The following is a 15,738-nucleotide window of genomic DNA, read 5'->3' on the forward strand; positions in this document are numbered from 1 at the left end:
ACGGCCCGTGAGGTGCGGATGCCGGGCCGGGGCACGTGCTCTACTGGGCGCGATGGAGACCGCGGAGATGCCCCGACGCACCCGCAAGCGGCACGAGCGCCACGACCGCGTCTTCGAGGCCGCGGTGGCGCTGATCGTCGAGAAGGGCTTCGACGAGACGTCGATGAACGACGTCGCCGCCCGCTCCGGCCTCTCGCGGACGACGGTGTTCAACCACTTCCCCCGCAAGATGGCGTTCCTCGACGAGTGGGCCCTGCGACGGCGCGAGCGCGCGGCCTCGTCGTTCGCCCACGACCCCGCGGCCCCGCTGCCGCTGCGCGAGGTCCTCGGCCGTTACCTCTCGGCGCTGGCCGACCTCAACGTCGAGACCCGGCGCGAGACGGTCGCCCTCATGCCCCCGCGGCTGCGTCACACCGACTGGCTGGTGACCCACCCCCTCGTCCGCGACCTCGCCGAGTTCGTCATCGACTCGGGCGTCGCGCTGCGCCCGCACGCCAGCGCCGACCAGGTCGGCCGGATGCTGGCGCTCGGCTACTTCTCGGCCGTGATCCGCTGGATCGACGTCGAACCCGCGCCGTTCGACCTCGCCACCGAGCTCGCCGACCTGCTCGAGACCGTGCTCGCGGGCGCCCTCGCCGAGTGATCGCCTCGCAGGATGATCAACGAGGCACCACACTGATCGGGTGAGCGTGCCGCGGCGTCTCGTCGTCTCCTGCGACGGCACCTGGAACACCGCCACCGACGACACCAACGTCGCCCGCCTCCACGCACGGCTCGCGACCGCCGACGATCAACTGCCGCGCTACTTCCCGGGCGTCGGCACCGACGGCGGGCCGCTCCGCCGGGTGCTCGACGGGGCCCTCGGGACGGACCTCGGCGAGCACGTCCGCGAGGTCTACCGCTGGCTGGCCGAGACGTTCCGGCCCGGCGACGAGCTCGTGCTCCTCGGCTTCAGCCGCGGGGCGTTCACCGTGCGCAGCACCGTGGGGATGCTCGCGCAGTGCGGGCTGGTGGCCTTCTCCCCCGACCAGGACGACGCGACGCGCACCGCGGTCGTCGCGCGTGTGTTCACCGAGGGCTACCGGGCCAAGGGCGACCTGTCCGGCGCCGGGATCGCGTTCCACCCCGGCTTCGGCCCCGACGACACGGCCCCCGTCGCGTTCCTCGGCGTGTGGGACACGGTCGGCGCGCTGGGGATCCCGCGCACCTTCGGGCTGCTCTCGGGCCTGACGGGCCGGGCCGGCGTCGCGTTCCACGACCTCGAGCTGGCCCCGGACGTCCGGCACGCCCGCCAGGGCCTGGCGGCCGACGAGCGACGCGGGCCGTACGTGCCCTCGGCGTGGCCGACGCCGCCGCCCGGGCGGCACGCGTCCTTCGCCCAGGTCTGGTTCCCCGGCGGGCACGGCGACGTCGGCGGCGGCAAGCCCGAGACCGGGCTGTCCGACGGGGCGCTGCGCTGGATGGTCGAGGAGCTCGACGCCACGGTCACCCCCGCTGGCGCGACGACGTGCCGCCGCTCCCGCAGGGCCGGCCGTGCGCGGACCTCGACGACGGCGTCGACGGGGTTTGGCGCGTGCTGAGCCCCCGCCCGCGCGCCGTCCCGCGGATCGTCGAGGGCGCGCCGGACGTCCACGCGTCCGCGGTGGCTCGCCGGCACTGTCGTGTCCAGGACGACCTCGTCCCGCCCTACCGCCCCGGACGCGTGCTGGAGCCCGGCGAGACGGCCGAGGTCACGGTGGAGGCCGCCGAGCCGTGGGTGGAGACCGGGCTCTACGTGGTGCCGGGGCGGTACGCGCTCGCGGTCTCCGGGCGCTGGCGCGACCACCTCGTCACCTCCCCGGGGACCGGGGCGTCCCCCTGGCCGGTCACGTCGTGGCCCGCGTACGCGGTGGGGACGGTGCTCGACGGGGCCCGCCGGCTGATCGAGCGCGTCACCGGCAACCCGCGCAGCGACGTCGTCGGCAGCCGGCGGGTCCCCGAGGCGCGGTGGCTCGAGCTCGTCGTCACCGTGGCCGACGACGTCGTCGACGTCGACGGCACGGTGCGGGAGGGCACGACCCTGCCGATCGGGCCCACCGGCGGGCGCGAGCTCGTCGTGGGACGCGGCGGCTACCTCTACGCCTTCGCCAACGACGCGTGGACCGGCTACCTCTCCAACGCCGGCGCGGTGAGCCTGTGGGTGACTCGGCTCCCCTGACGGGGACCTCCACCGGCCGTGGAGACATGTCGCGCCGCGGTTGTCCCTCGTCCGAGTGAGTCCGCGACACGACCGTTATCGAGTCGTGACATCCCTCGTTGTCCGCCTCGGGGAACGCAGCGTCACGTTCCCCGAGGCACCCGGGGCTCGCCCCCGCGCGCCGTCCACCGCTTCCCACCTGACGCGAGGGGTTCTTCCGTATGGGCATGCACTCTGCTCGCCGCACCGGCTCGATGACGACCGTCGCCGGTCGCGGGCTGTTCACCGCCACCGCCGCCTTCGCCCTGATCGGCGGCGGCACCGGGATGGCGTTCGCCGGCGAGGCGCCCTCGTCCCACGGCCACGAGAGCTCGCACGGCGAGGCCGAGCACTCCGGCGAGCACCAGAACGACTGCGAGATCCCGATCGTCGACCCGGCGAACGAGCAGCTCGACGCCACCGTCAACGGCGCCACGGGCAACGCCACCGCCCAGGCCCTCGAGGCCGGCAACGAGGCCGTCGCGCCGGTGCACGACGCGGCCTGCCCGCCGGCCAGCGAGATCCTCGGCCAGCTGCCGTCCGCCGGCGGCGAGGAGGAGGAGGACGAGGCCACCTCGGAGGCCACCGAGCAGGCCACCTCCGAGGAGTCCCAGGCCACCTCGGAGCAGTCCGAGCAGTCCGAGGAGTCCGAGCAGTCCGAGGGCACCGCCTCCTCGGCCACCCAGGCGCCCACGGTCACCGACATCCCGGCCATGGTGCCCGCCGCGTCCTGATCCAGGACGCCGCACAGCCCGCGGCCCCGGTGACGTCCCCGAAACGTCACCGGGGCCGCTTGCTGTCCGCCTGCGACGCTCGCGCCCGGGTCAGCCCGCCGGCAGGAGCGCCCCGATGTCGGTGACCTGGTCGGCGGGCGGTGGCGCCACGGTGACCGGCAGGCCGTGCTCGGTGAGGTCCACGGTGACCGCGGTCGAGGTCGCGGGACGGCCCGGGCGCTCGGGGGCCGTGGTGGTCTGGGCGATGCGGCGCAGCAGTCCCTGCTCGTCGACCCAGCAGTCGGTCGGCAGACGGTTCGTGCCGATCTGCGCGACGAGGCGGTCGATCGCCGGTCGCTGCGCCGGGTCCGCCGCCGCCGGGGTGACGAGCAGGTCCACGGTCGCGGCGTAGTGCGTCGTGGGCGTCCCGTCCACCGGCTCCGGCCCCACGAGACGGGCCTCGGTGACGCCCTGGAGGGCGGCCACCTGCTGCAACGGGTCGGTCGGCGTCCCCGCGAGCTGCGGCAGCGGGCCGCCGAGCGTCGCGGCCGCCAGCCGGTCGAGGGCGATCGACGCCCACGGCCGTCCACCGGGGACCAGGAGCGCGATCGCCGGCGGCACCTGGGCGTAGAGCTGCCCACCGACCAGCAGGACCCGGGTCCCACCGCCGAGCAGGGGCACCGTGACGGTCGTGTCGGCGCTGCGCGCGACGAGGTCCGCGACGCCGCTGCCCGTCACCTCGGTGCCGGGCGTGCCCGGCGGGCCGGTGCGGGACGTGAACGCCACCCGCGCGGTGCGTTGCTCGTAGGTCCGGCCGACCGCGTCGCGGACCTCGGTGAGCGGGTCCTCGCTGCCGCATCCCGCGACGAGCGCGAGCAGGAGCACGAGGACGGCCAGCACCCCGGAGCGTCGCGCCACCGGGTCAGTATCGCTTCCGGGTGAACCGCGACGGCCCCGACCCGCGAGGAGCGGGCCGGGGCCGGGGCGGCGCTGGGGAGCGGGGCCAGAGGGGGATGTGACAGCGGGGTGTGACGAGGTCAGTGCAGGCTGCGGGTGCGCCGGGCGCGGGAGTTCTCCTCGAGGCGCTGGCGCCAGAGCTCCCAGGTGTCGGGGTCGATCGCCTGCCCGGCCGGCGGCGTGTGCGGCGTCCGCGGCGAGGGCAGGAGGGCCGGGCGGGCCGTCCGGGCGCTGCCGGCCGGGAGGGCCGGCATGCTGCCGGTGAGCGGCTCCCAGGGCCAGGACTCGCGCACCGCCCGGGAGCGATGGAAGCCGAGGCCCATGATCCAGCCGAAGATCAGGTGGCCGACGAGCGAGAGCGTCAGTGTCGTCGCCGTGACCGGGAACATCATCGTCTGGCCCTGCGGCGCGATCCACACGGTGGCGATCAGGCCGGCCCACACGGGGAAGACCGAGAAGGCGACCGCGGCGAGCACTGCCGTGCGGCGCGAGCACTTCTGCAGGCCGAGGGCGGACGCGACCGCGAAGAACGTGATGCCGATGCCGCCGCCGTCGCCGATGTAGCGCCAGAGGTAGCCGACGACGGCGCCGGAGGTCATGTCGTTCGGGTCGCCCGTGATCCAGGTGCCCATGGTGGGGATGAAGTCGGCCCACCAGCCGAAGACGTGGACGGTGGTGAGCCGGAAGCCGTCGTAGATCGCGCAGCCCACGACACCCCAGAGCATGCCCTGCGCGATGACGCGGTCGCCCTGGTGCGGCGCGAGCACGGTGAGGGCGACGATCCCGGCGGCCAGGGGGATGACGAGGATCGGTGCGGAGTCCTGCATCCTGATGACGCCGAACACGTGGGCGGAGATCGCCAGCAGCGGCAGGGCCGCCAGCATCAGGTGGAGCCCGATCCGCAGCAGGCCGGCACCGTCACGGCCGCGGGGACCTCTCGTGGTGCCTGGACCCGACCCCGTGGCGGGGCGCTCCGGTGTGGTCGTCGTGTTCATCGCCGGGAACGCTAGGGAATCGGCCGGGCACGCACCGCGAACCTGAGAGAGCCTGAGGAGAGCGCCGCCCACGCGCCGTCGGGGCGCGACGACCGGCCGCGCCACTCACCCGTTCGGAGCACGGCGAGCGGTGACGCCGACCGCGAACCCCTCATCTCCGGCGGATCGGGCGGATCCACGGCGACGACCCGCCCGGGACACGCGCCGAACGGGCTGCGGCCCGGGTCGGCGTGAGGACGCTGCGACGCCGACGCCGTCCGTCGGACCGGTCGTCGACGCCGGGCCGACACCGCCCCGTGACCGGACCGAGATCTGCGCGGTCCGAAGCCCGGGGGTCGGCCGACCGCGTGTGGCGGAGGCGTGCAGGCAGGATGGAGCAGCCATCCGCCGCGAGGGGCACGCCGTTCGGCCCAAGGACACGCTCGGAAGCACCTTGAGGCCTCGGTCGGGTGACAATCTGTTCGCACATGAGCACGATCCGCACGGCCGCGGGGTGGGCGCGAGACGCCCGCCCGGACCGACCCGGGAGACGCCCTCGATGACCGACGTGGTGACCCACGCCGACCCCTCGCCCGGCGACGGCCGACGCGGACCACGCAACCGCCGCGCTCACCGCGGCCTCCGCGTGCCCGGCAGCGTGCCCGGTGGCGGCAGTGACCGCACCGACGACGACGGCCGCCCGCGTCACCGGCGTGCTCCCGGCACTGCGCCGTTCGTGGCGCCGACGACCGGCGCAACACGTCACCGCGCCGCCCACCGTGACGTCGACGCGGCTCCCGGCCCCGCCGGCGACGACGACCCCACGACCCCGATCGCGATCCCCCCGATCGCGATCCCCCCGATCGCGCTCCCTCCGATCGCCGACGCACCCACGGCGCAGGTCGACCCCGCCGAGGCCCCGACCACCCACGTCGCCGCGACCGCGGCCCCCGCATCGACCTCGGTGACCTCGGTGACCGCGCTGACCTCGCCGACGTCCACCGGCCGGCACGCCGCGATCGACGCCACGCAGGCCCGGTCCGTCCCCGACACCGTCACCGCGATCGGGCCCCCAGCGGTCGCCACGCCGCCCCGACCTCCCGGGTCGCCACCGCCGCGCCGACCACGACCGCGACGCCGACCACGGCCGCAGGCCAGGACGGCGCGAGTGAGACCGCTGCGCCGTCCGCGCGCCGCCGGGGCCTCCCCTGCGCGCCACGATCGGCCTGATCGGCGGTGGCGGGGTGGCCGCGCTCTTCGCGCTGACCACGCCCGGCTCGCCGGTGTCGACGTCCGCCCCGCTGGAGGCGGCCCCGTCGTCGGCGGCGCCCGCGGGCCTGTTCGCCCCGGTCGTGCCCAGCAGCCCGGACGCCTCGTCGTCGTCGGCCCTGCCCGTGGTGCCCGTGACGCCGCCCGCGGTGTCCACCACCCCGACCAGCGAGGGGCCGCAGCCCGTGATCGGCGCCCTGTTCGACGCCGCGTCCGGGGCGTTCTCCGATCTGTTCGACAACAGCGCCAACGACGGGCTGGTCGAGAACGGACCCCGCCCGCGGATCGTCGAGAACCCGGACGACCCGGACCGTCAGGCCTGGCAGTTCTCCCTCGGGCCCGGCGGCAAGCGCAGCGAGGTGCTGCCGCAGGGCCCGGGCACCGAGCCGGTCGACGGCGACCAGCAGTTCGTCCGCTACACCGCGCAGCTCTCCGACGACTTCCCCACGGACACGGGCAACTGGCAGGTCATCCTGCAGTGGCACCACACGTCGCCCAACGGGTCGCCGCCGCTCGCGCTCCAGGTCACCCGCGGCCAGCTGTACATGGTCAGCGAGGGCGACGACATGCAGGCGATCGGACCGGTGTCGCCGGGGCAGCGGATCGACCTCACGATGAAGATCACGTTCGCGCAGGACCCGAGCGAGGGCTCGGTGACGGTGTGGCGGGACGGTCGGCCCACCGGTGTCACGAACTGGAGCCCGCGCGACGGGACGATGAGCACGCACGCGGCCTACCTGAAGATGGGCATGTACCGCGCGCAGGCCATCCGCGAGGGCGGCTCGATCATCGTCACCGACCTCAAGATCGGGCGGGACGCCGCGGGGGTCGGCGGCATCGGGCCGCGCGCGAGGGACTAGCTCCAGCCTGGCCTCACGCGCGACCGGCACCCGCGCCCCTAACCTGGCGCGGTGCCCAGCCGCGTCCCCGACCTGGTGCGGGGACGCCCCGAGCCAGTGCGCGGTGCGCCGCGGGGCGGGTGGCGCCGCGCGACGACGACGGTCGGTCTCGCGGTCGTCCCGGTCGTGCTCGCCGCCCTGGTGCTCCTGCCCGACCTGGTCGGTCTGGACCGCCACCTGCCGTTCGCCGTGTTCGCGGCCCTGCGGCCCCTGCTCACGGTGCTCGCGGCGGCGGGCGTGGTGCTCGCGCTGGTGGTGCGCCGCTGTCGGCCCCATCGGCGGCCCCGACGGCGGCGGGCCGGCGCCGTCGGACTCGCCGGGGTGGCGGTGATCGTCGCGCTGGCCGCCGCGTTCGTCGTCCCCCGCGCGATCGCCGACGAGCCGCCCCCGCCCGGCGGCACCCCGCTGACCGTGCTGTCGTTCAACGCCTTCGAGGGTCACGCCGACGTCGACGCCCTCGCCGAGGTGATCCGCCGGGAGCGACCCGACCTCGTCGTGCTGCCCGAGGCCGGCGAGCGCTTCCGGACGCGGATCGCGGCCCTGGTGCCCGGGTACCGGTCGTGGACCAACGTCCCGGTGCGCGCCGCCGACGTCCGGGGCATCGTCGTCCTCGCGTCACCGCGCGCCGGCGACGTCACCGCCCGGACGATCTCCGACGCGCCCGGCACCCCGACGGACACCCGCTACCCGTGGGCCGAGGTCACCGGCGGGATCCTCGGCCCGGTGCGCCTCGGCGCGGTGCACGTCGTCTCGATCGTGCCGGGGTGGATCGGCTACTGGCCCGGCGAGCTCGAGCTGCTGGCGCGCTGGTGCTCCCGTCCGGGCGGGGGCTCGCTCGTCGTCGGCGACTTCAACGCCACCCCGGACCATTCCGCCTTCCGCTCCGGCACCCAGGGGTGCGCCGACGCCGCCACCGAGCGGGGCGAGAGCCTGACCTCGACCTGGAACGCGGGGTGGCCCCGGGCCGTCGGCGCGCAGATCGACCACGTGCTGACCAGCGGCGGCCCTCGGGCCCGCGACGTGACGGTGCTCGACGTGCCGGGCTCGGACCACCGGGCCCTGCTCGTGCACCTCCGGCTCTAGAGGCCCGGCTCGAGGAGGCCCGGCTCTAGGACGCGTGCCGCGCCGGCGCCGGCATCGCGTGGGCGTGCCGGGGGCGCACGGGCTCACCGCGCAGGTCGCGGTGCCCGCCGACGAGCCCGCACCACGAGCAGTCGGGCATCGGCACGACCACGCGGTGGGGCCCGGTGACGGGGCCGCGGTCGGGCTCGACGACCGCGAGCCCGGCGGGGGCGCGCCGACCGCGCACCGAGCGGACCACCCGGAGCAGCGCGAAGCGCAGGACCACCACGAGCAGGAGCCCGGCGAGGGCGACCACCGCGAGCCACTTGGCGAGGAGCACGGCGCAGAACGCGATGAGGAGTCCGACGATCGCCGTCGTCACCCTCGCGTCGTCGTCCACGCGGACGAGGGTACGTCCACCGAGGGACCGACCCGTGTCACATCGACCCCGCGTGTCCCTGCGTGATCATGAGTCACACGAGAGGGAGGGGAGTCGCTCACGGACCGGTGAGGGGCCCGGAGACGACCCGGAAACGAAAAGCCCCGTGGGCCACCGGGTCGGGGGTCCGGTGGCCGCACGGGGCACCCGGGATGTCGTGTCGGGTCGACGGGTCGTTACACCGTCTGCGAAGAATTCTCGTGCGGAGACTCGTCGGGCCACGCGACGGTCCGGGTCCGCACCGTCACACCGCCCGGGGTGCGCCCACCGGCCAGGGCGGCGGCACGCACGCAGAACTCGACCCACAGCAGGTACTGGATCTGCTTGGCCAGCCCGAGGCGGCTGTAGAGCACGTCGGCGACGGGGTCGCCCGCGCGGGCCCAGGTCGTGATCGCGAACTCGAGGTCGCCGTCGACGAGGTCGCGGGCCGCGAACTTGATCTGACCGGCCTCGAGGTGCCCGGCCAGCGTCCCCAGCAGGAACGACGTCGGGTCGCGGCGCAGCACCCGCACCGGCCCGTCCCAGGGCCCGGGCATGCGCACGACGAGCTCCTCGCCGACCGCCATCGCCCCGCTCGCCGCGACGTAGTCGAAGCGGGCGACCCCGGGCACGACCGCGCGGTTCATGTTGCGGGCGAGGGCGTCGACGAGCTCGACCGCGCCCCGCTGGGCACCGACGACACGCACCCGGAACTCGCGGTGCAGCGCCGGCCCGTACCCCGCCTCGAGGGGCTGGTCGCGGTCGGTGGCGTCGGTCATGCGCGGCGGCAGGTCCCGGTGGTCGCCGATCTCCTCGAGGACGTGCACCGCGACGTCCGGGCGCACACAGCGCCAGAGGACGCCCGCGACGCCGCGCGGGAGGCGGGTCAGCATGAGGGCCTCGCGCAGCACCTGGCGCGGCCCGGGGATCCAGGCGGAGGTGCCGAGGGAGAGCTCCGGGGCCGGCACAGGTGTCGTGGGGGTGGCCGTCATGAACCGTGCGTACCCCGGAAGGGCGCCGTCCTCCCCCGACGCCGCCGACGTCACGTCGGCGCACGTCCGCCCAGGTGGGGCGTCAGGACACCGTGCTGGTGACCCGCGCCGCGTCGCCGGCGCGACGACGGGTCTCGCAGTGCTTCTTCAGATCCCCGGCGAGGGTCTGCAGGTGCGCCTCGATCGTGCGCCCGGTGATCCACGCGACCGTGCCGCCGACCCAGCCGGCGCGCTCGTGGACCACCGTGACGCGGGTGCGGGCGCCGTCGCCGTCGGGGGCGGCGAGGGCGAAACGCACGCTCGCGCGGGCGCCGACGCCCTCGTCGCTCAGCGTGATGCGGCGCCGACGGGGTGGAACTCGGACACGCGCCAGACGCGCTCGGGCAGGCGCGGGGCGCGCAGGCGCACCACGCCGTGGAGCGTGAGGGCGCCGCCACCGACGAGCCTCGCGTCACGGACCGCCGTGGTCCACCGCGGCCAGCGCGTCACGTCGGTGAGCACGGCCCAGACGTGGTCCGGGCAGGTGTCGATGTCGACCGCGATCTCGCAGCGCATGGCTCGCCTCTCCGATGAGACTCGGCACGCGGCCCGCGCGGCCGCCCCCAACGTCCACCCACGGTAGGCGGGGGTCGGTGCGCAGACCACCCCCGGCCCCCGGGGTGCCCCGGCAGGCGAGGCGATCAGGCGTCCCGGCGGCCGATCCCGATGCCGGTCAGGCCGGCGCGGCGCAGGGTGGCGGGGTCGACGAGGTTGCGGGTGTCGATGACCACCGGTTGCTTCATCACCCCGGCCATCGCGGTCCAGTCCAGCGTCCGGAACACCGGCCACTCGGTGAGCACCACCACCGCCTCCGCGCCCTGGGCGGCCTCCAGCGGGTCGGCCACCAGCGGCACGCCCTCGACCTCGTCGCGCACCACCTTGTCCGGGTTCCCCGGGTCGGGCACCAGCGCCGGGTCGTAGCCCACCAGGTCCGCCCCGGCCTGACGCAGCAACGCCGCGATCGCCAGGGCCGGCGAGTCCCGCAGGTCGTCGGTGCCCGCCTTGAACGTCAGCCCCAGCAGACCCAGCCGCACCCGCGTCAGCGACCCCGTGCGCTTCCCGGTCACCGCCAGCCGGACCTTGTCCACCACCCGCTGACGCTGCCGGGTGTTCGTGTCGATCGTCGCGCGCAGCAGCCGGAACTCGAAGTCCGCCGCGTCCGCCACCTGCAACAACGCGTGCGTGTCCTTCGGCAGGCACGACCCGCCCCACCCCGGACCCGGCGACAGGAACGCCTGCCCGATCCGGCGGTCGTAGCCGATGCCCTCGGTGACGTCACCGATGTCGGCCCCGACCCGCTCGCACAGCTCGGCCATCGCGTTGACGTACGACAGCTTCATCGCCAGGAAACAGTTCGCCGCGTACTTCATCAGCTCCGCCGACGCCGCGTCGGTGAGCACCGTCGGCGCCCCCAGCCGCGCGTACAGCGCCGCCACCCGCTCCGCGGCCTCCGCCGCGTCACACCCGACCACGATCCGGTCCGGGTTCAGGAAGTCGTGCACCGCCGAGCCCTCACGCAGGAACTCCGGGTTCGACACCACCGACACGTCCGCGCGGTCGAGCAGCTCCGCGGTCCGCGCCGCCGTCCCCACCGGCACCGTCGACTTGTTCACCACCACCGTGCCCGGCGCCAGCAGCTCGCGGGTCTCCTCGATCACCGCCTCCACCGCGCGCAGGTCCGCGACCCCGCCCACACCCATCGGCGTCGGCAGGCACAGGAACACCACCTCGGCGTCCAGCCCGTCGGTGTGCGCCGCCACCGCCGACGACGCGCCCACCACGAACGACAGCCGGCCCGCCGACACCTGCTCGGTCACCAGCTCCGACAGGCCCGGCTCCACGATGTCCACCACGCCGCGGCGCAACCGCTCCACCTTCGCGGTGTCGATGTCCGCGCACACCACCTGGTGCCCCAACGACGCCAGACACGCCCCCGTCGTCAGACCGACATAGCCCGTCCCCACCACCGCCACCCGACGCGTGAACACGGCTTCCCCCTAGGTTCTCGCCGACGAATCCGCAGCACACGCTGCCAGATCACGCTCCGGGCACGAGGGCGTGGTCCGCCCGTCGGGCTGCGCTGCCGGGAGGGGAGCTGCGAGGGTGCCCGCATGTCGCCCGAGTCGGTCGACCTCCGCGGGTCGGAGACGACCATGTTGATCACGCTCTACCTGCGCGACCGGGACGCCCGCTCGGCCCACCCGGTGCTGGGCGACCGGTTCGCCGGCGAGGTCCTGGCCCGGGTGCAGCACGACCCCGGTGCCCTGCGCTGGTTCAGCTCGGACACCGCGACGATCTGCTCCCGGGCGCGGCGCCTCGACGAGTGGACGGTCGCGTTCCTCGGCGAGCACCCCGACGGCCAGGTGCTGCACCTCGGGTGCGGGCTGGACAGCCGCCCGCTGCGCGTCGCGCGCCCGGCAGGCTCGCGCTGGATCGACGTCGACGTGCCGCGCGTCGCCGACCTGCGCCGCCGGGTGTACGACCTGCCCGAGGACCCCGGACACATGGAGACGGTCAGCGCCTCCGTGACCGACCCGGGCTGGTGGGAGCGTGTGGACGCCGACCGCCCGACGCTCGCCCTGGCCGAGGGCCTGTTCATGTACCTCACCCCGTCGGACGTCCACGACGTGCTCGACCGGCTGCTCGCCCGGTGCACGTCCGGGGAGGTCGCGTTCGACGCCGTCGCCGGCTGGACGTTGCCGGTCTCGAACGCCGCGTTCGGGCTGCTGGGCGTCGACACCCGCTTCGCCTGGGGCTTCGACGGCGCCGAGCTGACGGCCCGCCACCCGCGGCTGCGCGAGCGCGACGACGTCACCGTCTCCGCGCTCGCCACCGCGGACACGGTCGGGCTGCGGCACTGGCTCTACCGCGGGTTCGACGCCGTCCCGGTCCTGCGCGAGGCGATGCGCCTGCACCGCTACGCGTTCTGACGCTCCTCCGGGAGCGCCGTGCGGCGCCGATCCAGCAGCGTCTCGATCAGCAGGAACGCCAGCAGGCTCGCGCCGAGCAGTGGGACGGCGACGCCCACCGCGATCGTCACGACGACCACCGCCGCGTAGAGCCCTCGCGGCAGGGACCGCAGGACGCCGTCGGCGGGCACGTGACCGGGCCGCCGGCCCGGCCCGCGGCGCCACCACAGGACGTAGCCCCAGACGATCATGCAAGCGAGGCCGGTGGCGAGGGCCGCGAGGACGACCTGGTTCGCCACCCCGAACAGCAGGCCCATGTGCGCGTCGATGCCCCAGCGGGCGAGCTTCGCCGCGAGCGGCCAGTCGTCACCGCGCACGACGTCGGTGACCTGCCCGGTGTCGGGGTCGACGGCGATCGCGTCGAGGCGCTGGGGCCAGGTGCGGTCGATCTGGCTGACGGTCGTGGCCGCGCCCTCGCCGCCCGGGGTGATGTCGAGCGGCCCGTCGAGCCCGGCGTCCGCGGCGGCGCGGGCGGCGACGTCGAACGACGCGGGCGTGGCCGTGGTCGGCGTCGTCATCGCCGTGCCGCCGTGGCCCGCGTGCTCGCCCGCCTCCGGCGCCACGGCGACGGTGCCGGTCAGCGCGGTCTCGGGCTCCGGGGTCTCCCAGGAGAGCTGGGCGCGCAGCGTGCTGATGTTCTCGCCGGCGTAGGTCGACCACGTCAGCCCGGTGGCCGACAGGAACAGCAGCCCGGCCGCCGCCCACAGCCCGACGACGGCGTGCCACGAGAGCAGCCGGGCCCGGCGGCCGCCCGAGGTGCGGGGCACGAGCAGCGCGCTCGCCCGCTCCTTGCGCCGGCGCCGGACCAGCCCGATCCACAGCGTCAGCCCGGCCAGCACGAGCACCCACAGCCAGGAGGCCGCGAGCTCGGTGTAGAGCCGGCCGGCGTCGCCGAGGTGCAGGTTGCGGTGCAGCTGGTCGACCCAGGCGCGCAGCGGCATCGCCTGCCCGGAGCCGTACGTCTCGAGCACGCCGCGCAGGTCGCCGGTGTGCGGGTCGACGAACGCGGTGCGGTAGAAGGACTCGGGCAGGCGGGGATCGTTCGCGATCACCTGGGTGGTGTCGGTGGGGGTCGCACCGGGGCGCACGGCACGCAGCTCGGTGCCGGGCAGGGCGTCCATGCCGACGCGGACCTGGTCGGCGAGCGGGACCTGGGTGTCCGAGGGCGGCACGGTCAGCTCGTCGCGGTAGACGACGGGCTCGAGTGCCGGCATCAGCGTGTACACCAGCCCCGTCAGGGCGGCGACCAGCAGGAACGGCCCGACGAGCACGCCCGCCCAGAAGTGGATGCGCAGCACCAGGGGCCGCAGCAGCGACCAGGTGCCCGCACGGGTCGGGGCGGCGGCCGGGCTCGGGGGCGCCGGCTGCTCGTCGACGGTCACGGGGGGAGCCTCTCGGGGTGTCGTCGGGGAGCTAGTGCACGAGGAGCATCAGGGCCATCGCGGCCCCGGTGACGGCCTGGCAGCCGAGCTGGACGGCGGGAGTGTCGACGGCCCGACCGAGGGCACTCCCGAAGCCGGCACCGCCAACCGTCGCGCCACCGGTCCCGCCGCCGACCGTCACGGTGGCCGGGGCGCGCAGGCGCACGAGCACGGCGACCGTCGCGACGGTGTGGACGACCAGGTAGAGCGCGAGCGCGGTGGCGACGGCGCTGAGCGCGAGCGGCGTCGAGGCCGCCGACGCGCCGTGCCCGGCGTGCCCGGCGCCGTGGTCCATGCCGGCCATCCCGCCGGTCGGCACCATGATCACGTACATCACGGCCATCGCCGCGTTGCTCAGCAGCAGGTGCGTCGGGTGCGCGCCGCAGCGGTCGCCGCCGACCGGCGACCCCAGCGGCCGCCCCGGTGGCGCAGCGCCAGCAGGCGGGCCGCCCACACGACACCGACCGCGCCGAAGGCGACGGCGCCGGCCGCCGGGGGCACGAGGTCCGCGGTCGCGGGCAGCACCATCGCCGCCATCCCGAGGCCCATGACGACGTGGTTGGCCTCGGCGGCCGCCGCCGCGCGCTCGTGACGGGCGCGCCGACGCCACAGGCTCACCGCGCAGAGGGCCGCGGCGGCCAGCAGCAGGGTGGCGAGCAGCCCCGCGAGGGGCGAGGGGAGGTTCACGGCGCGTCCGCGAGGAGGCCGTCGAGGACCCCGTTGCGGGCGTCGTCGACGATCACGGCGAGCTGCGCGAGGCTCATCTGGATGCGCTGGCCGAAGTCGTCGGTGATCACCACACGGCGCTCGTCGCCGGCGTCGGGGTCGACGTAGAGCTCGGGGCACCCGCAGGAGCACTGCCCGCAGAACGTGGCGACGTGCTGCAGGCCCGCCAGCAGCGGGTCGTGGTCCGTCATGGCGGTCCTCCAGGGCGTGGGCTGTCCGTGACCAGCGGCGACGGTACGGCGGTGCGGTCCGGTGGCATACCGCTCGCCCCACCGCACCGGGCCGGTGTGCCCGGACGGCCGAGCGTTCTCAGGAGACCACCCGTTCCTTCTCAGGTGACCGCCTCCGCAGGGCTCAGCGAGCACGATCCGGTGGAGCGCCTACCGTCAGCGGCAGCACGGTAGGCACCGTCGGCGTGACGCCGAGCCCCGTTTGTCGACACGGTCACGCCCGGGAACTCCGGGACCCCCTGCGACGACGCGGACGGCGGGTGGCCCGACGGTGGCACACGACGAGGAGCTCCGGTGGACGACGCGAGGATCACCGCGCTGGCGCTGCGCGCCCGGGACGGCGATCGCGGCGCCGCCGGGGAGTTCGTCGCGGCGACGCAGCACCAGGTGTGGCGCCTGCTCGTGCACCTGGCCGACCCGTCGGTCGCCGAGGAGCTGACCCAGGAGACCTACGAGCGGGCCCTGGGCTCGCTGCGCCGGTACCGGGGCGACGCGCCCGCCCGCAGCTGGCTGCTCTCGGTCGCGCGCCGCGTCGCCGCCGACCACCTGCGCCGCCGCTCCCGCCGTCCGGTGAGCCCGGCGCCGCTGGCCGAGGACGACCGCCCGGTGGGGCGTGCCCCGCGCGGTGACCTCGCGGAGTCGGTCGCGGTGCGCCACGCCGTCGACGCGCTCGACCCCGACCGTCGCGAGGCGTTCGTGCTCACCCAGGTGATCGGGCTGTCGTACGAGGAGGCCGCCGCGGTGTGCCGGTGCCCGATCGGCACGATCCGTTCCCGCGTCGCGCGGGCCCGGGCCGACCTCGTCGACGCGCTCGCCGACCGTCCCGCCGAGCGGCCGCACCGCTCCGGGTGAGG

The 15,738-nt window shown here is 75.5% G+C and carries 20 protein-coding genes; 8 read left to right on the forward strand and 12 right to left on the reverse strand.

All coding sequences use genetic code 11. From position 1 onward, the window contains the following. Positions 1–52 precede the first annotated feature (52 nt). From ACQPYN_RS27325 to ACQPYN_RS27340, 4 genes are all read left to right on the forward strand, one after another. The gene (locus tag ACQPYN_RS27325) at positions 53–643 is read left to right on the forward strand and encodes a TetR/AcrR family transcriptional regulator (protein ID WP_433029749.1); all 591 of its coding nucleotides are present in this window, start codon (positions 53–55) and stop codon (positions 641–643) included. Between the two features lie 40 nt (positions 644–683). Continuing rightward, positions 684–1,580, forward strand: a complete 897-nt coding sequence (locus ACQPYN_RS27330) for a phospholipase effector Tle1 domain-containing protein (protein ID WP_433029752.1) — start codon at positions 684–686, stop codon at positions 1,578–1,580. Beyond that, positions 1,574–2,197, forward strand: coding sequence for a hypothetical protein (locus ACQPYN_RS27335; protein WP_433029755.1), 624 nt, complete (start codon positions 1,574–1,576; stop codon positions 2,195–2,197). Before ACQPYN_RS27330 ends, ACQPYN_RS27335 begins: the two co-directional genes overlap by 7 nt. A 206-nt stretch (positions 2,198–2,403) precedes the next feature. Next, positions 2,404–2,949, forward strand: coding sequence for a hypothetical protein (locus ACQPYN_RS27340; RefSeq protein WP_433029757.1), 546 nt, complete (start codon positions 2,404–2,406; stop codon positions 2,947–2,949). A 90-nt stretch (positions 2,950–3,039) separates the two neighbouring features. Here ACQPYN_RS27340 and ACQPYN_RS27345 read toward each other — a convergent pair whose 3' ends face one another. The 3 genes from ACQPYN_RS27345 to ACQPYN_RS27355 form a co-directional block, all read right to left on the reverse strand. Beyond that, a complete protein-coding gene (locus ACQPYN_RS27345; RefSeq protein WP_433029759.1) occupies positions 3,040–3,846 on the reverse strand; it encodes a hypothetical protein in 807 nt (268 codons plus the stop codon). 119 nt (positions 3,847–3,965) lie between these two features. Then, positions 3,966–4,880: a hypothetical protein gene (locus tag ACQPYN_RS27350; protein ID WP_433029761.1), complete on the reverse strand. Its 915-nt coding sequence runs from the start codon at positions 4,878–4,880 to the stop codon at positions 3,966–3,968. A 741-nt stretch (positions 4,881–5,621) separates the two neighbouring features. After that, positions 5,622–5,945, reverse strand: a complete 324-nt coding sequence (locus ACQPYN_RS27355; RefSeq protein ID WP_433029763.1) for a hypothetical protein — start codon at positions 5,943–5,945, stop codon at positions 5,622–5,624. Positions 5,946–6,103: 158 nt separating this feature from the next. Here ACQPYN_RS27355 and ACQPYN_RS27360 point away from each other — a divergent pair, with 158 nt between their 5' ends. Next, on the forward strand, positions 6,104–6,988 hold the full coding sequence (locus tag ACQPYN_RS27360; RefSeq protein ID WP_433029765.1) for a heparin lyase I family protein: 885 nt from the start codon (positions 6,104–6,106) through the stop codon (positions 6,986–6,988). A gap of 51 nt (positions 6,989–7,039) precedes the next feature. Beyond that, complete coding sequence (locus ACQPYN_RS27365) at positions 7,040–8,110, forward strand: endonuclease/exonuclease/phosphatase family protein (protein WP_433029768.1); 1,071 nt, start codon at positions 7,040–7,042, stop codon at positions 8,108–8,110. 25 nt (positions 8,111–8,135) lie between these two features. Here ACQPYN_RS27365 and ACQPYN_RS27370 read toward each other — a convergent pair whose 3' ends face one another. The 5 genes from ACQPYN_RS27370 to ACQPYN_RS27390 form a co-directional block, all read right to left on the reverse strand. Next, on the reverse strand, positions 8,136–8,489 hold the full coding sequence (locus ACQPYN_RS27370) for a hypothetical protein (protein ID WP_433029770.1): 354 nt from the start codon (positions 8,487–8,489) through the stop codon (positions 8,136–8,138). Between the two features lie 215 nt (positions 8,490–8,704). Next, on the reverse strand, positions 8,705–9,499 hold the full coding sequence (locus ACQPYN_RS27375; RefSeq protein WP_433029773.1) for a DUF1990 family protein: 795 nt from the start codon (positions 9,497–9,499) through the stop codon (positions 8,705–8,707). A gap of 82 nt (positions 9,500–9,581) precedes the next feature. Continuing rightward, complete coding sequence (locus tag ACQPYN_RS27380; RefSeq protein WP_433029775.1) at positions 9,582–9,797, reverse strand: hypothetical protein; 216 nt, start codon at positions 9,795–9,797, stop codon at positions 9,582–9,584. Between the two features lie 29 nt (positions 9,798–9,826). Further along, positions 9,827–10,054: an SRPBCC family protein gene (locus tag ACQPYN_RS27385; protein WP_433029777.1), complete on the reverse strand. Its 228-nt coding sequence runs from the start codon at positions 10,052–10,054 to the stop codon at positions 9,827–9,829. A 125-nt stretch (positions 10,055–10,179) separates the two neighbouring features. After that, entirely contained in the window at positions 10,180–11,526 is a 1,347-nt protein-coding gene (locus ACQPYN_RS27390) for a UDP-glucose dehydrogenase family protein (RefSeq protein ID WP_433029779.1), read from the reverse strand. Positions 11,527–11,649: 123 nt separating this feature from the next. On the opposite strand from ACQPYN_RS27390, the gene ACQPYN_RS27395 reads away from it, so the two are divergent. Further along, positions 11,650–12,468, forward strand: a complete 819-nt coding sequence (locus ACQPYN_RS27395) for a class I SAM-dependent methyltransferase (protein WP_433029781.1) — start codon at positions 11,650–11,652, stop codon at positions 12,466–12,468. On the opposite strand, the gene ACQPYN_RS27400 is transcribed toward ACQPYN_RS27395, so the two are convergent. Genes ACQPYN_RS27400 through ACQPYN_RS27415 form a run of 4 tightly spaced genes read right to left on the reverse strand, consistent with a single transcriptional unit; the run spans position 12,456 to position 14,845 of the window. Then, positions 12,456–13,889, reverse strand: coding sequence for a PepSY-associated TM helix domain-containing protein (locus tag ACQPYN_RS27400; RefSeq protein WP_433029783.1), 1,434 nt, complete (start codon positions 13,887–13,889; stop codon positions 12,456–12,458). The genes ACQPYN_RS27395 and ACQPYN_RS27400 overlap by 13 nt on opposite strands. 31 nt (positions 13,890–13,920) lie before the next feature. Continuing rightward, positions 13,921–14,271 (reverse strand): DUF5134 domain-containing protein, encoded by a 351-nt coding sequence (locus ACQPYN_RS27405; protein WP_433029785.1) that lies wholly within the window; start codon positions 14,269–14,271, stop codon positions 13,921–13,923. Positions 14,272–14,282: 11 nt separating this feature from the next. Continuing rightward, positions 14,283–14,615, reverse strand: a complete 333-nt coding sequence (locus ACQPYN_RS27410; protein WP_433029787.1) for a hypothetical protein — start codon at positions 14,613–14,615, stop codon at positions 14,283–14,285. Further along, complete coding sequence (locus ACQPYN_RS27415; RefSeq protein ID WP_433029789.1) at positions 14,612–14,845, reverse strand: hypothetical protein; 234 nt, start codon at positions 14,843–14,845, stop codon at positions 14,612–14,614. Before ACQPYN_RS27415 ends, ACQPYN_RS27410 begins: the two co-directional genes overlap by 4 nt. 333 nt (positions 14,846–15,178) lie before the next feature. Between ACQPYN_RS27415 and ACQPYN_RS27420 the strand changes: the two genes are divergently transcribed. Beyond that, complete coding sequence (locus ACQPYN_RS27420; protein ID WP_433029791.1) at positions 15,179–15,736, forward strand: sigma-70 family RNA polymerase sigma factor; 558 nt, start codon at positions 15,179–15,181, stop codon at positions 15,734–15,736. The last annotated feature ends 2 nt before the right edge of the window (positions 15,737–15,738 follow it).

The sequence above is a fragment of the Actinomycetospora sp. CA-053990 genome (assembly GCF_050948445.1).
GTDB lineage: Bacteria > Actinomycetota > Actinomycetes > Mycobacteriales > Pseudonocardiaceae > Actinomycetospora > Actinomycetospora callitridis.

Excerpts from the sequence above, each read along its gene's own strand:
- ACQPYN_RS27350 (WP_433029761.1), bottom strand. The coding sequence starts at position 4,880 with ATGAACACGACGACCACACCGGAGCGCCCCGCCACGGGGTCGGGTCCA.
- ACQPYN_RS27325 (WP_433029749.1), top strand. The coding sequence starts at position 53 with ATGGAGACCGCGGAGATGCCCCGACGCACCCGCAAGCGGCACGAGCGC.
- ACQPYN_RS27395 (WP_433029781.1), top strand. The coding sequence starts at position 11,650 with ATGTCGCCCGAGTCGGTCGACCTCCGCGGGTCGGAGACGACCATGTTG.
- ACQPYN_RS27375 (WP_433029773.1), bottom strand. The coding sequence starts at position 9,499 with ATGACGGCCACCCCCACGACACCTGTGCCGGCCCCGGAGCTCTCCCTC.
- ACQPYN_RS27415 (WP_433029789.1), bottom strand. The coding sequence starts at position 14,845 with ATGACGGACCACGACCCGCTGCTGGCGGGCCTGCAGCACGTCGCCACG.
- ACQPYN_RS27405 (WP_433029785.1), bottom strand. The coding sequence starts at position 14,271 with ATGGCCGTGATGTACGTGATCATGGTGCCGACCGGCGGGATGGCCGGC.
- ACQPYN_RS27385 (WP_433029777.1), bottom strand. The coding sequence starts at position 10,054 with ATGCGCTGCGAGATCGCGGTCGACATCGACACCTGCCCGGACCACGTC.
- ACQPYN_RS27340 (WP_433029757.1), top strand. The coding sequence starts at position 2,404 with ATGCACTCTGCTCGCCGCACCGGCTCGATGACGACCGTCGCCGGTCGC.